Origin of the sequence: Streptomyces sp. HUAS 15-9 (genome assembly GCF_025642155.1) — a bacterium.
Lineage (GTDB): Bacteria > Actinomycetota > Actinomycetes > Streptomycetales > Streptomycetaceae > Streptomyces.
Genome location: NZ_CP106798.1, coordinates 3,050,827 through 3,070,460, shown reverse-complemented (window position 1 = coordinate 3,070,460; position 19,634 = coordinate 3,050,827). Strand labels below are relative to the sequence as shown.

Below are 19,634 nucleotides of genomic sequence, written 5' to 3'. Positions count from 1 at the left end.
TGGGAGGTCCGGATGAGGTCCGAGGGCGCGGCATGGCTGGGGATCGACCTGGGGACACAGGGCGTCCGCGCGCTGCTCGTCACCGCCGACGGCAGGGTCCTGGGCCGTGGCTCGGCCGAGCTGCGCGGGCGGCGGGAGGGGGTGCGGCACGAGCAGGATCCCGGCCAGTGGTGGGCCGGGGTGTGCGCCGCCTCCCGGGGCGCCTTGCGGGGCGGGCACCGGGTGGGCGGGGTCGCGGTGTGCGGGACCTCGGGGACCGTACTGCTGACGGATGCGGCGGGACGGCCGGTGAGTCCGGCGCTGATGTACGACGACGGGCGGGCCGGGGCGGAGGCGGCGCGGCTGCGGAGGGCGGGGCTCGCGGTGCAGGACACCTGGGCGCTGCCGAAGGCACTGTGGCTGCTCGCTGCCCACGGCCCCGGCCGGGTCACCCATCAGCCGGACGTGATCAACGCACGTCTGGTCGGGCATACGGTCCCGACCGATTCCAGCCATGCGCTCAAGACGGCGTACGACGTCGAGCGCGACGTCTGGCCGGACGGCACCGGTGTTCCGGCGGACGCGCTCCCCGACGTCGTCCGGCCCGGTACCCGTCTTGGCGAGGTCTGTCCGTCCGCCGCCGAGGCCACCGGGATTCCGGCCGGCACGCCCGTCATCGCCGGCATGACCGACGGCTGCGCGGCACAGATCGCGTCGGGCGCGCTGAGCGAGGGCGCCTGGAACTCGGTGCTCGGCACGACGCTCGTCCTCAAGGGCGCCTCCTCGGTGCCCGTCCGCGACACGGCGGGCGTGGTCTACAACCACCGTGCACCGGACGGCAGCTGGCTGCCCGGAGGTGCGTCCAGCGTCGGCGCCGGGGCCTTGACGGTCCGCTTCCCGGACGCCGACCCGGCCGCGCTGGACGCCGCGGCCGCCGCCTTCGAGCCGTCGGGTGCGCTCGCGTACCCCCTGGTGTCGCGGGGCGAACGCTTTCCCTTCCGGGCCCCCGACGCCACCGCCCTCCTCCTGGGCGAACCCGTGTCGGACGCCGACCACTGGGCCGCCCTCCTCCAGGGAGTGGCCCTGACCGAACGCCTTTGCCTGGACTGTCTGCACCATCTCGGCGCCCCGCTCGACGGCCCCCTCGCCTTCACCGGCGGAGCGGCCCGCAGCGCCTACTGGAACCAGCTGCGCGCCGACATCCTGGCCCGCCCGGCCCGCGTACCCGAACAGACCGAACCGGCCCTGGGAATGGCCGCGTTGGCCGCCCACGGCACCGGCGCGGCGCACACCCTCGCGGACGCCGCGGGCCGCATGGTCCGCATCCGTACCGTCGTCGAACCCCGCCCCGACCGCACGGCCCGCTTCACCGAGCCCTACGCCTGCCTCCTCGACGCGCTGGAGTCGAGGGGCTGGCTGCCCGCGCCGGTCGCGGCGCATGCGCGGAGCCGCATCGACGCCGATACTGCACACTCATGAGCGCCACCCTCCTCCTCGCCCGCCACGGCCAGACCGTCTGGCACGCCGAGAACCGCTACGCCGGAGTCAGCGACGTCGCCCTCACCGACACCGGCCGGGAACAGGCCGAGCGGCTGGGCCGGTGGGCCGCCGCGCACCCGGTCGACGCGATCTGGACCTCGACCGTCTCCCGGGCGATCGTCACCGCCGAGCCCGCCTGCCGCGCCCTGGGACTCACCGCACGGCGCGAACCCGGCCTGCGGGAGTGCGACTTCGGGGTGCTGGAGGGCCGTACCCTCGCCGAGTTCGCCGCCGAGAACCCGGACGCCGCGGAGGCCTTCCGTGCCGATCCGGTGGCCCACCCCTTCCCCGGCGCCGAGGACCCCCGCTCCGCCGCGGCCCGGGGCACGGCGGCCCTGCGCCGTATCGCCGCCGCCCACCCCGGCGGGCGCGTCCTGGTCGTCGCCCACAACACCCTGCTGCGACTGGTGCTGTGCTCACTGCTGGGCATTCCCCTGGCCGGATACCGCCGGGTCTTCCCGCAACTGCGCAACGCGGCGGTCAGCGAGATCCGCGTCGACGGCCGGTCCACGGCCCTGCTGTCGCTCAACGTCCCCTGCCCCTGACCAGGACCGGCCCGCTGAACAGGACCGGCCCCACGAGTCACGTCCTCGCGGGGCCGGTCCCCTCATCCGCCTGCCTCACGTGAAGGGTGAGAAGACGATCACGAGGCAGGGCGTCTCGGGGTATGGTCCCCTCCGAACCTCTTATTGCAAACAGCTTGCAGCTGCAGCAGTCCGTCACGGACGCGGGCGACAGCCCGGTCAGCCGGGCGATGGTGCTGCGGGCCACCGGTCCGTGTTCCAGCACGGACCGCAGCACGAGGCTGGCGCCGGTCCGCCGCCGGTCGCTGTCGGCGGCTCGGGGTATGGGGGAAGGGAGAAGGAGTGCCGTGGCACGGGGCATGGTTGACCGTCTTTCGGAACGGGGCCGACACGTCTCGGACGTCGAGGCGCGTCGCGACCGCGCCTCAGACCGGACGGCGACAGGTGGCCGTGCCCTGGCGTCGCAGGTCGACATAGCGACGCGACGTCAAGTTCCGGGCCTGGGCAACCATGGCTGGAAGCGTACGGCAGGGAAGGTGAATCCGACCAGAGCAGTAGGATTCCTTTGGCGGGAACCCACAATCCGGCCCACGGCGTGCGAAGTGAGCCAGCCATCCCCACCTCAGTGATCGGTATCACGCCGAACCCGGTGTATCAGGCGCCATTTGTGTGGAGCCCACCAAGCCCCCGTTCCCCCCTTGTCGAGCGCTGACGGTGATCGACTCCGGCGCGGCGGGATAGCGTCACGGTGTCCCAACGTGCCCACACCCGCGGAGTCCCCATGAGCACCGCCACCGCCCGCCCCGGCGCAGTCCTCGCCGACCTCCTGCCCTCCCCCAAGCTCTCGGCTTCGCTCGAGCAGGGCGGTGCCCCCATCCGTGTGCGCGATGTCGCCCTCGTGGTCGGCGGCGCCGCGCTCACCGGCCTCGCGGCCCAGATCTCCGTCCCGGTGCCCGGCTCCCCGGTGCCGGTGACCGGCCAGACCTTCGCCGCCCTGCTCGTCGGTACGTCCCTCGGTGCCGGACGCGGCTTCCTCTCCCTCGCGCTGTACGCGCTCGCGGGTGTCGTCGGCGTGCCGTGGTTCGCGAGCGGCACCTCCGGTGCGGGTGCCGTCTCCTTCGGCTACATCCTCGGCATGATCCTGGCCTCCACCGTCGTCGGAGCCCTGGCCCGCCGCGGCGCCGACCGCTCCGTACTGCGCACGGCGGGCACGATGCTGCTCGGCGAGGCCATCATCTACGCCGTCGGCGTCCCCTACCTGGCCTACGCCGCCGACATGCCCGCCTCCGCGGCGATCGCGAACGGCCTGACCCCGTTCCTCATCGGCGATGCCCTGAAGGCCGCCCTGGCGATGGGCCTGCTGCCCACGGCCTGGAAGTTCGCCGACAAGCGGTGACTTCGTAGTCCGGGGGACGAAGTTCCTCCTGCGCCCGCAGTACGGCCGCACTGCCCGACAGAATCCGTCGGGCAGTGCGGCCGTTCGCGTCAGCCCCGCTGCCGGGCGGACCGCGGCAGCCGCTGTGACCACCACAGCCCCGCCGCGCCCGCCGTGATCAGCGCCGCGCCGGCCGCGCCGAGCGGCAGGACGTCACGGCCCACGCCGGTCTTGGGCAGTTGGTCGCCGCCCGGTGCCACCGGCTTGTTGTCGGTGCCGAGCAGCAGCGGGGTGGCCGGGGCGTTCGGCGACGGGTTCGTCGTACCGAAGGGCACCGGGCCCTGCTGCCAGAAGGTCTTCTTCCCGTCGGTGGTCTGGACGGGCAGACAGATCTTGCCCGTCTTGCCCAGGTCGTAAGTCGCTTCTACGTCATACGACTTGGACTTGCCCGCCGCGAGATTGCCGACCGGGCAACTGAAACCGCTGTTCGATTCCGCGGGCAGATCCTTTTTCGCTATGGCGTCACAGCCCTGAACAGCTGTCACCTTCAGGCCGTCGAAACCGACCACCAAAAGCCTGATGTCACCGCTGTCCTTGCTGCCGTCGTTCTTGACGGTGGCGGTAATCGCTGTCTTTTGCGAACTGTTGTCGACCGAGATCTTCTCGGGCAGCAGCGTGCTCAGCTTCACGCCCGCCGGTGCCTCGTCAACCGCCTTTCCCCCCTTGCTGCTTCCCGATCCCTGGTCATCGGCGGTGGCCGTGAACGGAAGGATCATCACGGCGGAGAAAGATGCCGTGACCAGCGATCCCACGACGACCGTCAAACGACGAGAACTCATGTTCGTCCCCCTTGCAACCCCCTGGACTGCGCCTGAATTCGCAGTACTTGAAGAGGTACCACAAGATTTCTCCGCACTATGCTGGTACGACGCGAAGTGTGACCATTGTGCTTCCGTTGTTACGGTCGTCGAGGGGGGTGGGTGGATTGCCGGGGAATGCGCGAAGCGGTGGCGTTCCAGGGTTACTGGTGACGGGGCGGTACCGGCTGGTCGAAAGCATCGGCCAGGGGGGAATGGGGCGTGTGTGGCGAGCCGCCGACGAAATGCTCGACCGGCAGGTTGCGGTCAAGGAAATGCGTATAGACGGGCTGGACGCGGAGGACACGCGCACCCGCCGTGAGCGCACGCTGCGCGAGGCCAGGGCGACGGCCCGGATCGACCACCCCAATGTCGTGCGCGTGTACGACGTCGTCGACGAGGGCGAACGTCTGTGGATCGTCATGGAACTGGTCGCCGGGCGCTCGCTGGAACAGATCGTGGCGCAGGAGGGCCCGCTGGCTCCGCCCGAGACGGCGCGGATCGGGCTGGGGCTGGTGGCGGCACTGCGGCAGGTGCACGCCGGGGGAGTGCTGCACCGGGACATCAAGCCCGGCAACGTTCTCGTCGAGCGGAGCGGCGGGCGTGTGGTGCTCACGGACTTCGGTATCGCGGCCATCCAGGACGCCAAGGCGCTCACCATGATCGGCATGCTCGTCGGCTCCCCCGACTACATGGCCCCCGAGCGGGTGTCGGGAGACCCGCAGGGACCGCCGTCCGACATCTGGTCCCTGGGCGCGACCCTGTGCGCGGCCCTGGGCGGCCGCTCCCCTTTCTCCCGGGACACGACCCTCGCGACACTGCACGCGGTGCTGTACGAGGAGCCCGTACTCCCCGCCGCGGCGGGCCCGTTGCGCGACATCCTGGCGGCACTCCTGGAGAAGGAGCCGACCGTCAGGGCGGGCCTCCCCGAGGTGGAGGACGCCCTGTGGCCGGTCGCGTATCCACCTCCGATACCGACTCTGCCGGTGGGGGAGGGGCGTTCGGCCGAGCATGTACGAGGTCCGGAGTCCTCGCCGCTCCCCGACCCCCGCGCGGAGCCCGATCCGGTGCGCGACGCGGTGCCGCAGGCCGCCACCTCGCCCGCCGCACCCCCTGAAATACCTCCCGCGGCCCCTGAGCCCCTACCCACACCCCCCGAAACACCGCCCGGGCCCCCCGCAGCCGCTTCCGAACTGCGCTCCGAAGCCCGTTCCGAGACGCCCTCCAGCAACTCCGCGGGACCGGCACCCGGAGTCCACCCCCGTAAGGGCGTCTCCCTCACCCGTGCCGAGGCGGAGACCCAGCGTGGCCCCGGCCACGGTCCGCCGGGCCCGCGCGGCCCCCGCACCGTCGGCATGCCGCAGGGCGAACCCCCGGACCCGGTCACCCCGGTACCCCGTCACCGCACCGGCATCCTCGCCGCCGTCGGTCTGGTCGCCGTAGCCGCCGTGGTCGCGGTCCTGCTCACCATGTCGTCCGGTGGTCGGCGGGACGACACGCACGCCGGCTCCTCGCCGGCCTCTTCCGTAAGCAGCGGCAGCAGCAGCGGCGCCACGAGTACGAGTACTCCGTCACCCACCGTCGAGGGCACCGCCCGGCCGCAGAGCCTGCCGCCGGGCGCGCACCGGGAGGCCGGCGGGTTCGCCTGGGCGACGCCCGAGGGCTGGCGGCGTGATGTGAAGACCGGTTCCGAGGTCCACTACACCTCCCCGGACGGCCGCCAGGAACTGGTCGGCAAGTCGTCGCTCGCCCGCGGCGATCTGATGGACACCTGGCGCACCTCGGAGCAGAGCGCCCGCCAGGGCCGGGACTACGTCAAGATCCGGCTCGAGGAGACCACCTTCCAGGGCCACCCGGCGGTCGTCTGGGAGTACACCTTCACGCTCAAGGGCGACCACTGGCACGCCCGACTGCTCGGCTTCGACGTGGAGGGGAAGTCGTACCAGATCAACACCTGGTACCAGCCGGACATCGAGCCCCAGGCCCTGAAGACGTACGACAAGGTCAAGGAGAGCTTCACGGTGCTGTGAACCCGGCCGGGAACGCCCAAGGGGAGGGAACCCGGCGGGCTCCCTCCCCTCGTCACGGTGACGGGGTCACCGACGTCAGCCGACGGGCACCTTGTCGGTCTTCTCGTCGGACTCCAGGGCCACCGTCGAACGGTCCCCGACGAACTTCTGCTTCACCAAGGCGATCGCGATCACGACCGCCGCGACCATCAGTGACAGCAGCACGGTCGTACGTCCGCTGCTCTCACCCTCGGTGTCGGTCAGCATGTAGCCGAGGACGAACACGATCAGCGCGGCCGTCGCCCAGGTCAGGTACGGGTACAGCCACATCTTCACGACGAGCTTCTCCGGCGCCTCACGCTGGATGATCTTCCGCATCCGCAGCTGCGAGAAGCAGATGACCAGCCACACGAACAGGGCCACCGCGCCACTGGAGTTGACCAGGAAGAGGAAGACCGAGTCCGGGAACTTGTAGTTGAAGAACACGGCCACGAAGCCGAAGACCACGGAGGCGATGATCGCCGTCATCGGCACACCACGGGAGGTGGTCTTCGCGAACGCCTTCGGCGCGTCACCGCGCTGGCCCAGCGAGAACGCCATCCGGGAGGCCGTGTAGAGGCCGGAGTTGAGGCAGGACAGCACCGAGGTCAGCACGATGAAGTTCATGATCTCGCCGGCGTGTGCGATGCCGAGGGAGTCGAGGGCGGCGACGTACGAGCCCTTCTCCTTGATGGCCGGGTCGTTCCACGGCAGCAGGGTGACGACCACGAGGATCGAGCCGAGGTAGAAGACGCCGATACGCCAGATGATGCTGTTCGTCGACTTGGTGACGGCTCGCTGCGGGTTCTCCGACTCGCCGGCGGCCAGGGTGGCGATCTCGCTGCCCATGAAGGAGAAGACGACGAGCAGGACGCCGGTGAGGATCGTGCCGGGGCCGTTCGGCAGGAAGCCGCCGTGGTCGGTGAGGTTGCCGAAGCCGGCCTTGGTGCTGTGGACGCCGGGCAGCACGCCGAAGACGGCCAGCCCGCCGATCACGATGAACGCGCCGATCGCGACGACCTTGATCCCGGCGAACCAGAACTCGAACTCACCGTAGGAGCCGACGGAGACGAGGTTGGTCGCGGTGAGCACGACCATCACGATCAGGGCCCAGCCCCACTGCGGTACTGCCGGGATCCACCCTTCGAGGATCGTGGCGCCGGCGGTGGCCTCCACGGCCAGCACCACCACCCAGAAGAACCAGTAGAGCCAGCCGATGGAGAACCCGGCCCAGCGGCCGAGGGCACGGTCGGCGTGCGCGGAGAACGAGCCGGAGGTCGGATTTGCGGCGGACATCTCGCCGAGCATGCGCATCACGAGGACGACGAGCGTGCCGACGAGGGCGTACGACAGGAGGATGCCGGGGCCTGCGGTTGCAATACCCGAGCTGGAGCCGACGAAGAGGCCGGCGCCGATGACACCGCCGATGGCGATCATCGTCAGATGGCGGTTCTTGAGTCCTGCCTGGAGTCCGGAACCAGGGTTCATGGGCGGGGATTCCTTTGCGCCTGTTGGGCTTACCCGTACAGCGGCGTACGAGCCGGTCCAGTGAATCTGAGGCGAACGAATTCGGGAACCTTCGAATCCGGATTGTTACTTGAGGTTTCCTTGAGGTTCTATGGCGAGACTCACATTTTTCCTGGCTGGCACCCGGAGCTGCCGCCCCGCCACGGCCGTGTCACACTCGTCCCATGCGCGTGTATCTCGGCTCGGACCATGCGGGCTTCGAACTCAAGAACCACCTCGTCGAGTGGCTCAAGGCGGCGGGTCACGACCCCGTCGACTGCGGCCCGCACATCTACGACGCCCAGGACGACTACCCGCCCTTCTGTCTGCGCGCCGCGGAGAAGACGGCCGCGGACCCCGACGCCCTCGGCATCGTGATCGGCGGTTCGGGCAACGGCGAGCAGATCGCCGCCAACAAGGTCAAGGGCGTGCGATCCGCCCTCGCCTGGAGCGAGGAGACGGCCTCCCTCGGCCGGCAGCACAACAACGCCAACGTCGTGGCCGTGGGTGCGCGCATGCACACGCAGGAGGAGGCGACGAAGTTCGTCGAGACCTTCCTCAACACGCCGTTCTCCGGTGACGAGCGTCACATCCGCCGCATCGACATGCTGTCGGAGTACGAGACGACGGGCGACCTGCCGCCGATCCCGGCGCACCACCCGCAGCAGGACTGACGCCGGACGGGGGGCTTCGGTCCCCCGCCCGTGCGTGGGAATCGGGATCCGGGGCGGAGCCCCGGGCGGCAGGGAAGGACACGGCACCCGTGCCAGAAGGGCACACGATCCACCGGCTGGCGCAGGAGTACGCCAACCATTTCCTGGACACACCGACGCGAGTCACCAGCCCCCAGGGCAAGTTCTCCGACGCGGCCGAGCTGCTGAACGGAGCGGAGCTCACCCGCACGGAGGCCCACGGCAAGCACCTCTTCCTCGGCTTCCGTGACACCGACTGGGTCCACATCCACCTCGGCCTCTTCGGCAAGGTCAACTTCGGCGACGCCCCCGCGCCCCCGCCCACCGACACGGTCCGCCTGCGCCTCGCGAACGCGACCGCGTACGTCGACCTCCGCGGCCCCACCACCTGTGCCCTGATCACGGACCCCGAGAAGCGGGCGATACACGACCGCCTCGGCCCCGACCCGCTGCGCACCGACGCCGACCCGACGGCCGCCTACGCCCGGGTGCGGCGCAGTCGTACGACGATCGCCGCCCTCCTGATGGACCAGAAGGTCATCGCGGGCGTCGGCAACGTCTACCGCGCCGAGGTCCTCTTCCGGCACGGCATCGACCCGTACCGCGCGGGCAGGGACATCACCCCCGCCGAGTGGGACACGATGTGGCGCGACCTCGTGGACCTCATGCGCGAGGGCGTCCGCAACAACCGCATCGACACCGTCCGTCCCGAACACACCCCGGAGGCGATGGGCCGCCCGCCGCGCGTCGACGACCACGGCGGCGAGGTGTACGTCTACCGCAGGGCGAACCTGCCCTGCCACATCTGCGGTACCGAGATCCGCACCGCGGGCCTCGCCGCCCGCAACCTCTTCTGGTGCCCGGCCTGCCAGAAGGCCTGACCGGCCGCCGGGAGACCGTGACCGGTCGTCAGAACCCGTGCGGCAGCCAGGGTGCCGCCGGCGAGCCGAAGGCCGTCGACGCCTCCGCCAGCGCGCCCGGCCGCAGCTCCCGCACCCGTCCGGCCCCGGCCAGCGACAGCAGCGGGACGCCACCGAGGTACGCGGCTCCCAACTCCCGTACGGACAGGGCGAGGTCGGCCGCCTCCTCGGTGCGTTCGCAGGACGCCCCCTTCATGTCCCCACTGAGCCGCCAACGCCCGCTGTTCCAGGGGCAGAAGACGTCCTCGACCTCGAACACCACATCGACCGGGGCCTGGTAGGTCCGCGCCTCCAGCGCCGCGCCGACGTCCACGAGCCGTACGTGCAGCGAGTCGCGCACCAGCACCCGGCAGCGCCGGATGTCGGACACCAGGTACTGCCACGGCTCGTCCACCGGCCGCCGCCGCGCGTCGATCGTCGAGGTGAGGTCGATGTCGAACAGGAACCGCCACAGCGCGGCGTGCGCGGCCGCGTCCAGCGCCTCCAGGTCCTCCAGCACCACCGTGCCTTTGGGGCCGGCCGGTTCCCAGTCGGGCTTGATCCGGAAGCGCGCGAACCCCACGGCCTGCCCGTCCCGCTCGGCCAGTACGCACAGCAGTGGCGACGCCCCGTGCCGCTCGCTCTCCGGGTCGAGCAGCGCCATCCGGTCCCAGCCGGGCAGCCGCTCCACCATGGCCGGGCGCAGCGGCACGCGCCGGGCGTAGAGCGCCTCGCACACGTCGAGCACATCGGCCGGTGCGGCGTACCGCAGTCGTACGGCGTCGGTACCGGGCGGCACCGACAGCCGTACCCGGTCCGTGTCGATCTCGGCGTTCACGTGATACGACCCGACGCCGTACCCGAACCGTCCGTAGATGACCGGCTCGGACGCGGTCAGGACCGCGAGCGGCCAGCCCCATGCCCGCACGTCGTCCAACTGCCGTCGCATCATCGAGGTCAGCACACCGCGCCGCCGGTGCGTGGCGGCCACGCTCACCATCGTGACGCCCGCGGCCGGCACCGGGGCGCCGCCCGGCACGGTGAGCCGGAAGGCGAAGGCCCCCGTCGTGCCGACGAGCTCGTCCCCGTCCCACGCGCCGATCGCCCGGTCGGGCTCGATGAGCGAGGTCCACAGTTCCCGCTCCTCGGCCGACTCGGGGACCGCACCGAAGGCGCGGATCAAGTGGTCGTACCAGAGGCCGAGGTCTTCCCGGCGCAGTACGCGCAGTTCGGTCGTGCGGTCGCTCGTGAGGTCAGTGCCCATGAGCCATGCGTACCAGGGCATTGCGGGACGAGCGAGTTAATTTCTCCCGAGCGGCCGTGTGACGGGCTTCTGTGAAGTTGAGCCTCGGACGGGGGATAAGTCGGACCTCGCGTGCCAAGCGGCTGGTCCGCTGGATAGGGTCCCGGACTAATGGCAGCAGGAGGAGAGCGGCGCGCGAAGGCCGAGACGCTGACGGCCCGGTGGAGGATGCAGTGGCACCGGGCCCGGGTCGGTGTGCGCAGAAGTGCCGTGGACTACTTCCGTGGTGACGGCTCGGACTGGATCGCACTTTTCGGACTGCTGCTGACGATCCCGGTCCTCGCGTCCATGACGCTCGCCAACTCGGTGTGGTGCTCACCGGCCACGCTGGTGCTGCCGATCGTCGCGGGCGGGCTGCTGCTGCGTCCGGCGAGTCTGCTCGGGCTGTACGCGGCGGCGGCGACGGCGCTGATCGTGGAGTCGGTGCAGCTGGGGCCGTACACGGAGGGGCCGTCCCGGGTCACCCCCGGCGTGGTCCTGGTGGTCGCCGCCTGTGGCTTCTTCGGGCTGCTCACGGCCCAGTTCCGCAGCCGGGTGGGGGTGCCCTGGCGGCGCGGCGGCACGATGCTGTTCGACCTGCGCGAGCGGATCCGGGTGCAGAGCAAGCTGCCGAAGCTGCCGCGCGGCTGGCACCGGGAGATGGCGCTGCGGCCGGCGGGCGGCCAGTCCTTCTCGGGCGACTTCGTGGTCGCGGCCCGTACGAACAACGGCCGCACGATGGAGGTCGTCCTCACGGACGTGTCCGGCAAGGGCATGGACGCGGCGTCTCGGGCGCTGCTGCTGTCGGGGGCCTTCGGCGGGCTGCTGGGCTCGCTGCCGCCGCACGCGTTCCTTCCCGCGGCCAACGGCTATCTCCTGCGCCAGGACTGGGACGAGGGGTTCGCCACCTCGATCCATCTGGTCCTGGACCTCGACTCCGGGGACTACGAGCTGTTCTCGGCGGGCCATCCGCCGGGGCTGCAGCTGAGCGCCGGCAGCGGTCGCTGGGAGGAGAAGGCCGCCGAAGGGCCGCTGCTCGGTGTGTACGACGGCGCTCAATTCGACCCCGTGAAGGGGTCGCTTCGTCCCGGGGACGTGTTGATGCTGTTCACGGACGGTCTGGTGGAAACCTCCGACCGGGACATCGTCGAGGGCATAGACCGGCTGACGGGGGAGGCCGACCGGTATGTGGCCGGAGGCTTCCACGGCGCCGCCTGGCACCTCATCGAGGCGGTGGCCAAGGACGTCAACGACGACCGGGCGCTGCTGCTGATCTGCCGGGACGCCGCGGTCGCGGCGGTCCGCTGACCCGCGCGCGGTCACCGAAGGGCCGTACGACGGCCATTGACGCGGGGGACACTGGGACAGTGACCGAAACGCATCGCATGCTCACCCTGACCGAGGTCGAGGCCGTCGCCCGCGCCGCCCACGAGGGGCAGACGGACAAGGCGGGACGGCCGTACGCGGAACATCTGCAGGCCGTCGCGGAGGGCGTACGCGCCCGGGGCGGGGACGACGAGCAGATCGCGGCGGGCTGGCTGCACGACTCCGTGGAGGACCACGCGCTGTCGCGCGAGTGGCTGAGCGGGGCCGCGCTGAGCCGGCGCACCAAGGACATCGTGCTCGCCGTCACCAAGCGGGCGGGGGAGGAGCCGGAGGCGTACGCCGAGCGCATTCTCCGGACACCCGGCGCGCTGCTGGTGAAGGAGGCCGATCTGGCCCACAACGCGGACCCGGAGCGTCTCGCGGTCCTCGACGAACCTGTCCGGAAACGGCTGACCGAGAAGTACGCGCGGATGCGGGCACTTCTCGGTCTGTTCCCGGGCTGACGGACGGCCGGACGGCGGGACGGTTTGGACGGGGCCCGGCTACGCGCTGACCTTCTCGCGGGCGCCTTCCGCCTTCTGTCGTTCACGGGCCAGTTCGGCCGCGTCCCGCTTGAACGCCCACTCCATCTTCGGCTCCATGGCGAACCGGAAGACGCGTTGCACGGGCTTGGTGCACAGCACGGTGACGACCGCCGCGGCCAGGACGCTGACCAGGATCTCGCCGAGCGGGTGGTGCAGCGCGGGGTGGTCGAACCAGCCCCGGTAGTCGGCGAACTTGATCACGAAGCCGTGCAGCAGATAGCCGTACAGGGTGCCGGCGCCCAGCGCGGTGTACCACATCTTCCGGCGCGGCACCCAGGCGAAGAAGCAGGCGGTCAGCACCAGCGAGCAGCCGAACAGCGCCAGGACCATGAGCGGGCCGCACCACCAGGGAGCGCCGAACTCCTGGGCGGACTGGCGGTGGTAGAGCCACGCGGTGTTCATCCGCGGCACGCTCCACCAGCCGACCGCCAGCGCGGCCGCGAAGACCGGCACCGACGCGATGCGCACCCAGCGGCGGCGCACCAGCTGGAAGTGGTGCGGCTTCAGGCACAGGCCCAGCACGAAGTACGGCAGGAACTGCAGGACGCGCTGGAGGTCCAGGTCGTCGCCGATGTTCGGGGTGACCGACGCCAGCATGGCGAGGCCGATCGCCAGCGGGAGCGGCAGGCGGACCAGTTTCCAGATGGGTGTGGTCAGCCGCCAGATGAACAGGGCGCACAGGAACCAGGTCAGATACCAGGGATCGAGGAGGCTGATCTCCTGGTCAGGGGCGTGGTCGACGAACCGCTTGAAGAGCGGATAGGCGGTCTCGAAGACGATGTACGGCACGGCGACGCCGGTGATGAGCCGTTTCAGCCGGTCCGGGCGCATGTCGAAACTGCGCGAGAAGAAGCCGGAGATGATGATGAACGCCGGCATGTGGAAGGTGTACACGACGGTGTACACGCCCTCCAGGATGCGGCTGTCGCCCTTCAGCGGTTCCCAGGAGTGACCGATCGCGACGAGCACGATCGCCAGGTACTTGGCGTTGTCGAAGAACGAGTCGCGCTGTTTGCCCGGTCTGTCCCGCTTCTGCGTACTCATCGGGGCACGCGGACTCGGCACTCCGTTCACCGGCGACTGTGCCGGTGGGAGCGGCTTTCGGTGCTGGCCGTGGGACGAGGCGGCGTCGAACATCTGAGGCACCCTAGCGTCGTCTGTGGGATTTCGTAAAACCCCCAGTGTGTTTCCTTGTTATGGGGCTTCGGGTGCCCCGGATTCACGGAAGTCGACGTCTTTGTCCACGTGATGGTCGGCACATAGTAGGCCGCCGTTCACCCTTGATGTCCCGATTCGTCGTGACTAATTGGGGCATAACGCGGTCCTTCGGCCAACAATTCGAATTAGCTGCGGACGAGATGTGTGGACAGCGAAACCAAGCCCGCAATTCCCTGTGCTCCGGGTGCGGTAGGGCTCCCTAATTACTGTGCCGCGCGTCACCCCGTCGCGGGCGGTTGTCCGACGATGCGTCACGCGCCGCATAGGGTGACCGGGTTGGTGGCACGATGGTTCTGGCGGGGGTGCGGGGATGTGCCTCCGGGCCGGGAGAGCGGACCGACCGAGGGTGTGATCAGTGTGGCCATTTCACTGTCCGTGGTGCTGCTGTTGGCGATCATCCTTGTGGTGCTGATCCGAGGGGGGAGCATCAAGACCGGCCCCGCCATCGTCGCGATCCTCTTCGGCTTCTTCCTCGCCTCGACCGGCATGGCCCCGTCCATCCAGCGGTTCCTCGACTCGATAGCCCAGACGATCAACTCGATCAGCTTCTGATGGGGGCTTCTGGGAGTGATGTGACTTCCGGGCGGGCGTGGATCTGTACGTCACGTACAGACGTGCCCGTATGTACGCAGTCCGGGGAAGCGATCAGGGCCAGGCGGAGGAATCATCCTCTGACCTGGCCCTGAGCCGTACAGAGCGGGCGACGGGAATCGAACCCGCGTAGCTAGTTTGGAAGACTAGGGCTCTACCATTGAGCTACGCCCGCACAGGACGCGCCGCAGGTCGTGGACCGCGGCACTGGAGGCATCGTAGCGGGTCGTATGCGCTCGCCGCACACCCGTTGCGCGCCGCGCCACCGTGCGCCCACGCGCTCCGCAAATGCGGCGGTCACAGTGCCTGCGGGCATGTACCCTACGTGTCGCACCAGACGGGGTGTGGCGCAGCTTGGTAGCGCGTCCGCTTTGGGAGCGGAAGGCCGTGGGTTCAAATCCCGCCACCCCGACCACCGGCCGAGATCATTCGTCGGCCACGCCTGATGATCGCCTTTTGGGGCGTTCGGCCGCTGCGGTTACTATGCAAGCTGCGCGCCCGTGTGTCCCGGCCCACTCGGCCTACGAACTCCTCCGGGCGGCGAAATCCGCCGGACCTGTCTGGCTCCGGCGAACACCAAGAAGTCAGCCACAAGGAGACCGAACCGTGAAGAGCGCCGTGGAGACCCTGAACCCGACCCGGGTTCGGCTCACTGTCGAGGTGCCCTTCGAGGAGCTCAAGGACAGCCTCGACGCGGCGTACAAGAAAATCAACCAGCAGGTCACGGTGAAGGGCTTCCGCAAGGGCAAGATCCCGGCCCGCGTCATCGACCAGCGGTTCGGCCGCGGCGCCGTGCTGGAGGAGGCCGTCAACGACGCGCTGCCGAAGTTCTACACCGAGGCGGTCAACGAGGCCGAGCTCAACCCGCTGGGCCAGCCCGAGGTCGACATCACCGAGCTGAAGGACGGCGAGACGCTGAACTTCACCGCCGAGGTCGACGTCCGCCCGGCCCTGGAGATCCCGGACTACTCGGGCATCGAGGTCGAGGTCGACGCCGTCGAGGTGACCGACGAGGACATCGAGAAGTCGGTCGAGCAGCTCCGTGAGCGCTTCGCCTCCACCTCGCCGGTCGAGCGTGCCGCCGAGGACGGCGACGTCGTCACGATCGACCTGCAGGCCGAGGTCGAGGGCGAGGTCCTCGAGGACGGCGTGGCCGAGGGCGTCTCCTACACCATCGGCTCCGGCGAGCTCCTCGACGGCATCGACGACGCCGTGAAGGGCCTGGAGGCCGGTGGCGAGGCCACTTTCACCTCCGAGCTCAAGGGCGGCTCGGCGGCCGGCAAGGAGGCCGAGGTCACCGTCAAGGTCACCCAGGTCGCCGCCCGCGAACTGCCCGAGCTGGACGACGAGTTCGCGCAGCTCGCCTCCGAGTTCGACACGCTCGACGAGCTGAAGGCGGACAGCCGCAAGCGCCTCGAGAACATGAAGCAGTACGACCAGGCCACGCAGGCCCAGGAGCGCGTCCTGGAGAAGCTGCTCGAACTGGTCGAGGTCCCGGTCCCCGAGAAGCTGCTCGAGGACGAGATCAACACCCGTAAGCACAACCTCGAGCACCACCAGCTCGGGCAGATGGGCCTCACCCTCGACAAGTACCTGGAGATCCAGGGCAAGACCGCCGAGGAGTTCGAGACCGAGACCCGCGAGGCCGCGGTCAAGGGCATCAAGACCCAGTTCGTCCTCGACGAGCTGGTCAAGACGGAGAAGCTCAACGTCAACCAGGAGGAGCTCACCGAGCACCTCATGCGGCGTGCGGCGTCCTCCGGCATGTCCCCCGACCAGTTCGCCCAGGCCGTCGTCGAGGGCGGCCAGGTGCCCCTCCTCGTCGGCGAGGTCGCCCGCGGCAAGGCCCTGGCCGTCGTGGTCGAGGCCGCCACGGTGAAGGACACGAACGGCGAGATCGTCGACCTGGACGACGAGGACGAGGTCGAGGCGGCCACGGAGACGGTCGAGGCCGTCGAGGGCGTCGAGGGTGCCGCCGAGGCCGCGGACGAGGAGAAGACCGAGGGCTGAGCCCCGCGGAGCGTGTGACGGCGTACGACGGGCCCTTGGGGGACTTTCTCCCGGGGGTCCGTTGTCGTATGCGGCGGCTGCCGACCCGAAGGGGCGCGGGGAACTGCGCGACCAGCCCCCACCCGCCCGCAGCCCGCTGATTTCCATACCGCCCCCCACGATCCGTACCGCATTACCGACGGTGCCCTCCGCGCTACGCCCCCGGCGAACACCCCCTTCCACGGGATTCCCCGAAGGGACCAGCGCGTTAGGGTCCATAAGTACGAGGGCAAGGGGACCAGAGTCCCCGCCAAGCCCCGGCAGGACTACGTGAGACGGCCCGGCGCCGTCGTAAGACGAGCAGGTGGATACGTGACGAATCTGATGCCCTCCGCCGCCGGCGAACCTTCCATCGGTGGTGGCCTCGGCGACCAGGTCTACAACCGGCTGCTCGGCGAGCGGATCATCTTCCTCGGCCAGCAGGTCGACGATGACATCGCCAACAAGATCACCGCGCAGCTGCTGCTCCTCGCCGCGGACCCGAGCAAGGACGTCTACCTCTACATCAACAGCCCCGGCGGCTCGGTGACGGCCGGCATGGCGATCTACGACACCATGCAGTACATCCCGAACGACGTGGTCACGATCGCCATGGGCATGGCGGCCTCGATGGGCCAGTTCCTGCTCACCGGCGGTGCCGCGGGCAAGCGCTTCGCGCTGCCGCACGCGGACATCATGATGCACCAGGGCTCCGCGGGCCTCGGCGGCACGGTCTCGGACATCAAGATCCAGGCCGAGTACCTGATGCGCACCAAGAAGCGCATGTCCGAGCTGACCGCGCAGCACTCCGGCCAGACCGTCGAGACGATCATCCGCGACGGCGACCGCGACCGCTGGTTCACTCCGGAAGAGGCCAAGGAGTACGGTCTCATTGACGAGATCATCACGCATGCCTCCGGTGTTCCGGGAGGCGGCGGCACCGGTGCCTGACCGGCCCGGCCCCGCACGCTCCGCCGAGTACTCCAGCCCCCAGAACGCCACCAGGACGGTGAACACGCACATGAGCAACTTCCCCGGCGCCGCCAGCGGCCGCTACGACGGGCCGCGGCCCGAGAGCCGCTATGTCATTCCGCGCTTCGTCGAGCGCACCTCCCAGGGCATCCGCGAGTACGACCCGTACGCGAAGCTCTTCGAGGAGCGCGTCATCTTCCTCGGCGTCCAGATCGACGACGCCTCCGCCAACGACGTCATGGCGCAGCTGCTGTGCCTGGAGTCGATGGACCCCGACCGGGACATCTCGATCTACATCAACAGCCCGGGTGGCGACATGACCGCCCTCACGGCGATCTACGACACGATGCAGTTCGTGAAGCCCGACATCCAGACGGTGTGCATGGGCCAGGCGGCGTCCGCCGCGGCCATCCTGCTCGCCGCCGGTACGCCCGGCAAGCGCATGGCGCTGCCGAACTCCCGCGTCCTGATCCACCAGCCGGCCGGCAGCACCGGCCGCGGGCAGCTCTCCGACCTGGAGATCATCGCCAACGAGTTCACCCGGATGCGGTCGCAGCTGGAGGAGATGCTCGCCAAGCACACCAACCGGCCGATCGAGAAGGTCCGCGAGGACATCGAGCGTGACAAGATCCTCACCGCCGAGGAAGCGCTCGAGTACGGCATCGTCGACCAGATCATCTCCACCCGGAAGATGAACAACGAGATCGTCCGCTGACGCGCAGGACCCGCACTCTGTCGCCCTTGGCGCGGTGCACGTCAAAGTGAACCGTGCCAAGGGGGGCCCGAACGGGGGGCCCGGCAAGGTACCGTCGGACATAAGGCAGCACCAGGAGCCGCTGGATTCGAAAGCGTCCAGGCGTCTCCCAGGCGAAGGGGAAGCACACCGTGGCACGCATCGGTGACGGCGGCGATCTGCTCAAGTGCTCGTTCTGCGGCAAGAGCCAGAAGCAGGTCAAGAAGCTCATCGCAGGGCCCGGTGTGTACATCTGCGACGAGTGCATCGATCTCTGCAACGAGATCATCGAGGAGGAGCTCGCCGAGACGAGCGAGGTGCGGTGGGAGGAACTCCCCAAGCCCCGCGAGATCTACGAGTTCCTGGAGGGCTATGTAGTCGGCCAAGAGGCCGCCAAGAAGGCTCTCTCAGTCGCGGTGTACAACCACTACAAGCGGGTTCAGGCGGGGGAGAACGGCGGCGCCCAAGGCCGCGACGACGCCATCGAGTTGGCGAAGTCCAACATCCTCCTGCTGGGCCCCACGGGCTCCGGCAAGACGCTCCTCGCGCAGACCCTGGCGCGCATGCTGAACGTCCCGTTCGCGATCGCGGACGCGACGGCGCTGACGGAGGCGGGTTATGTCGGCGAGGACGTCGAGAACATCCTCCTGAAGTTGATCCAGGCCGCGGACTACGACGTCAAGAAGGCCGAGACGGGGATCATCTACATCGACGAGATCGACAAGGTCGCGAGGAAGAGTGAAAACCCTTCCATCACCCGCGACGTGTCGGGCGAGGGTGTGCAGCAGGCCCTCCTCAAGATCCTCGAGGGCACCACGGCCTCGGTCCCGCCGCAGGGCGGCCGTAAGCACCCGCACCAGGAGTTCATCCAGATCGACACGACGAACGTCCTGTTCATCGTGGGCGGCGCGTTCGCCGGACTGGAAAAGATCATCGAGGCACGGGCCGGCGCGAAGGGCATCGGCTTCGGCGCGACGATCCGCTCGAAGCGTGAGCTGCAATCGAAGGACGTCTTCGAGGACGTCATGCCGGAGGACCTGGTCAAGTTCGGCATGATCCCGGAGTTCATCGGCCGTCTGCCGGTGATCACCTCGGTCCACAACCTCGACCGCGAGGCCCTGCTCAAGATCCTGGTGGAGCCCCGCAACGCCCTGGTCAAGCAGTACCAGCGCCTCTTCGAACTCGACGGCGTGGAACTGGACTTCGAACGCGAGGCCCTGGAGTCCATCGCCGACCAGGCCATCCTCCGCCAGACCGGCGCACGAGGCCTGCGCGCCATCATGGAGGAGGTCCTGATGTCGGTGATGTACGAGGTCCCGTCCCGCAAGGACGTGGCACGGGTCGTCATCACAGCAGAGGTCGTCCACTCGAACGTCAACCCGACGCTGATTCCGCGGGATGCGCGGGGGCGGGGGCAGGGCGAGCAGAAGACGGCGTAGCCGCTTCCGCGAACACGCAAGACGAGGGCGCCCGGTGCATGC

17 protein-coding genes, 2 tRNA genes and 1 pseudogene are annotated in these 19,634 nt (G+C 69.4%); 14 read left to right on the top strand and 6 right to left on the bottom strand.

Annotated elements, in window-relative coordinates; genetic code table 11:
• Positions 1-12 precede the first annotated feature (12 nt).
• Both N8I87_RS14060 and N8I87_RS14055 read left to right on the top strand, forming a co-directional pair.
• Positions 13-1,458: an FGGY-family carbohydrate kinase gene (locus N8I87_RS14060; protein ID WP_263208798.1), complete on the top strand. Its 1,446-nt coding sequence runs from the start codon at positions 13-15 to the stop codon at positions 1,456-1,458.
• Complete coding sequence (locus N8I87_RS14055) at positions 1,455-2,063, top strand: histidine phosphatase family protein (RefSeq protein ID WP_263208797.1); 609 nt, start codon at positions 1,455-1,457, stop codon at positions 2,061-2,063. The genes N8I87_RS14060 and N8I87_RS14055 overlap by 4 nt, the downstream gene beginning before the upstream one ends.
• A gap of 160 nt (positions 2,064-2,223) precedes the next feature.
• Here the strand turns inward: N8I87_RS14055 and N8I87_RS14050 are convergent.
• Positions 2,224-2,403 (bottom strand): annotated as a pseudogene (locus N8I87_RS14050) (sugar kinase); the annotation flags it as partial.
• Positions 2,404-2,823: 420 nt separating this feature from the next.
• Here N8I87_RS14050 and N8I87_RS14045 point away from each other — a divergent pair.
• Positions 2,824-3,438, top strand: a complete 615-nt coding sequence (locus N8I87_RS14045; RefSeq protein WP_263208796.1) for a biotin transporter BioY — start codon at positions 2,824-2,826, stop codon at positions 3,436-3,438.
• Between the two features lie 89 nt (positions 3,439-3,527).
• Here the strand turns inward: N8I87_RS14045 and N8I87_RS14040 are convergent, their stop codons facing one another.
• Positions 3,528-4,256, bottom strand: coding sequence for a hypothetical protein (locus N8I87_RS14040; RefSeq protein WP_263208795.1), 729 nt, complete (start codon positions 4,254-4,256; stop codon positions 3,528-3,530).
• A 233-nt stretch (positions 4,257-4,489) separates the two neighbouring features.
• Here N8I87_RS14040 and N8I87_RS14035 point away from each other — a divergent pair, with 233 nt between their 5' ends.
• A complete protein-coding gene (locus N8I87_RS14035; protein ID WP_411577375.1) occupies positions 4,490-6,304 on the top strand; it encodes a serine/threonine-protein kinase in 1,815 nt (604 codons plus the stop codon).
• Between the two features lie 75 nt (positions 6,305-6,379).
• Here N8I87_RS14035 and N8I87_RS14030 read toward each other — a convergent pair whose 3' ends face one another.
• On the bottom strand, positions 6,380-7,810 hold the full coding sequence (locus N8I87_RS14030) for an amino acid permease (RefSeq protein ID WP_263208794.1): 1,431 nt from the start codon (positions 7,808-7,810) through the stop codon (positions 6,380-6,382).
• A 203-nt stretch (positions 7,811-8,013) separates the two neighbouring features.
• On the opposite strand from N8I87_RS14030, the gene N8I87_RS14025 reads away from it, so the two are divergent.
• Together N8I87_RS14025 and N8I87_RS14020 are read left to right on the top strand one after the other, a co-directional pair.
• On the top strand, positions 8,014-8,502 hold the full coding sequence (locus N8I87_RS14025; RefSeq protein WP_263208793.1) for a ribose-5-phosphate isomerase: 489 nt from the start codon (positions 8,014-8,016) through the stop codon (positions 8,500-8,502).
• An 89-nt stretch (positions 8,503-8,591) separates the two neighbouring features.
• Positions 8,592-9,401: an Fpg/Nei family DNA glycosylase gene (locus tag N8I87_RS14020; RefSeq protein WP_263208792.1), complete on the top strand. Its 810-nt coding sequence runs from the start codon at positions 8,592-8,594 to the stop codon at positions 9,399-9,401.
• 28 nt (positions 9,402-9,429) lie between these two features.
• On the opposite strand, the gene N8I87_RS14015 is transcribed toward N8I87_RS14020, so the two are convergent.
• The gene (locus tag N8I87_RS14015; protein WP_263208791.1) at positions 9,430-10,683 is read right to left on the bottom strand and encodes a GNAT family N-acetyltransferase; all 1,254 of its coding nucleotides are present in this window, start codon (positions 10,681-10,683) and stop codon (positions 9,430-9,432) included.
• A gap of 150 nt (positions 10,684-10,833) precedes the next feature.
• Here N8I87_RS14015 and N8I87_RS14010 point away from each other — a divergent pair, with 150 nt between their 5' ends.
• The gene (locus N8I87_RS14010) at positions 10,834-12,009 is read left to right on the top strand and encodes a PP2C family protein-serine/threonine phosphatase (protein WP_263208790.1); all 1,176 of its coding nucleotides are present in this window, start codon (positions 10,834-10,836) and stop codon (positions 12,007-12,009) included.
• A gap of 77 nt (positions 12,010-12,086) precedes the next feature.
• The gene (locus tag N8I87_RS14005) at positions 12,087-12,530 is read left to right on the top strand and encodes an HD domain-containing protein (RefSeq protein WP_263216460.1); all 444 of its coding nucleotides are present in this window, start codon (positions 12,087-12,089) and stop codon (positions 12,528-12,530) included.
• A 39-nt stretch (positions 12,531-12,569) separates the two neighbouring features.
• Here N8I87_RS14005 and N8I87_RS14000 read toward each other — a convergent pair whose 3' ends face one another.
• Positions 12,570-13,748: an acyltransferase family protein gene (locus N8I87_RS14000; RefSeq protein ID WP_263208789.1), complete on the bottom strand. Its 1,179-nt coding sequence runs from the start codon at positions 13,746-13,748 to the stop codon at positions 12,570-12,572.
• Positions 13,749-14,186: 438 nt separating this feature from the next.
• Between N8I87_RS14000 and N8I87_RS13995 the strand changes: the two genes are divergently transcribed.
• Positions 14,187-14,381: a hypothetical protein gene (locus N8I87_RS13995; RefSeq protein ID WP_263208788.1), complete on the top strand. Its 195-nt coding sequence runs from the start codon at positions 14,187-14,189 to the stop codon at positions 14,379-14,381.
• Between the two features lie 143 nt (positions 14,382-14,524).
• Here N8I87_RS13995 and N8I87_RS13990 read toward each other — a convergent pair.
• Positions 14,525-14,595, bottom strand: a tRNA-Gly gene (locus N8I87_RS13990).
• A gap of 163 nt (positions 14,596-14,758) precedes the next feature.
• Between N8I87_RS13990 and N8I87_RS13985 the strand changes: the two genes are divergently transcribed.
• The 5 genes from N8I87_RS13985 to clpX all read left to right on the top strand — a co-directional run bounded on the left by N8I87_RS13985 (position 14,759) and on the right by clpX (position 19,592).
• Positions 14,759-14,835 (top strand) — tRNA-Pro (locus N8I87_RS13985).
• A gap of 191 nt (positions 14,836-15,026) precedes the next feature.
• A complete protein-coding gene (gene tig, locus N8I87_RS13980; RefSeq protein ID WP_263208787.1) occupies positions 15,027-16,430 on the top strand; it encodes a trigger factor in 1,404 nt (467 codons plus the stop codon).
• Between the two features lie 363 nt (positions 16,431-16,793).
• On the top strand, positions 16,794-17,399 hold the full coding sequence (locus N8I87_RS13975; RefSeq protein ID WP_263216457.1) for an ATP-dependent Clp protease proteolytic subunit: 606 nt from the start codon (positions 16,794-16,796) through the stop codon (positions 17,397-17,399).
• A gap of 70 nt (positions 17,400-17,469) precedes the next feature.
• Positions 17,470-18,135 carry an ATP-dependent Clp protease proteolytic subunit gene (locus N8I87_RS13970; RefSeq protein ID WP_263216455.1) on the top strand — a complete coding sequence of 222 codons (666 nt, stop codon included), beginning with the start codon at positions 17,470-17,472 and terminating at the stop codon, positions 18,133-18,135.
• 170 nt (positions 18,136-18,305) lie between these two features.
• The gene (gene clpX, locus N8I87_RS13965) at positions 18,306-19,592 is read left to right on the top strand and encodes an ATP-dependent Clp protease ATP-binding subunit ClpX (protein WP_263208786.1); all 1,287 of its coding nucleotides are present in this window, start codon (positions 18,306-18,308) and stop codon (positions 19,590-19,592) included.
• Positions 19,593-19,634: the final 42 nt, after the last annotated feature.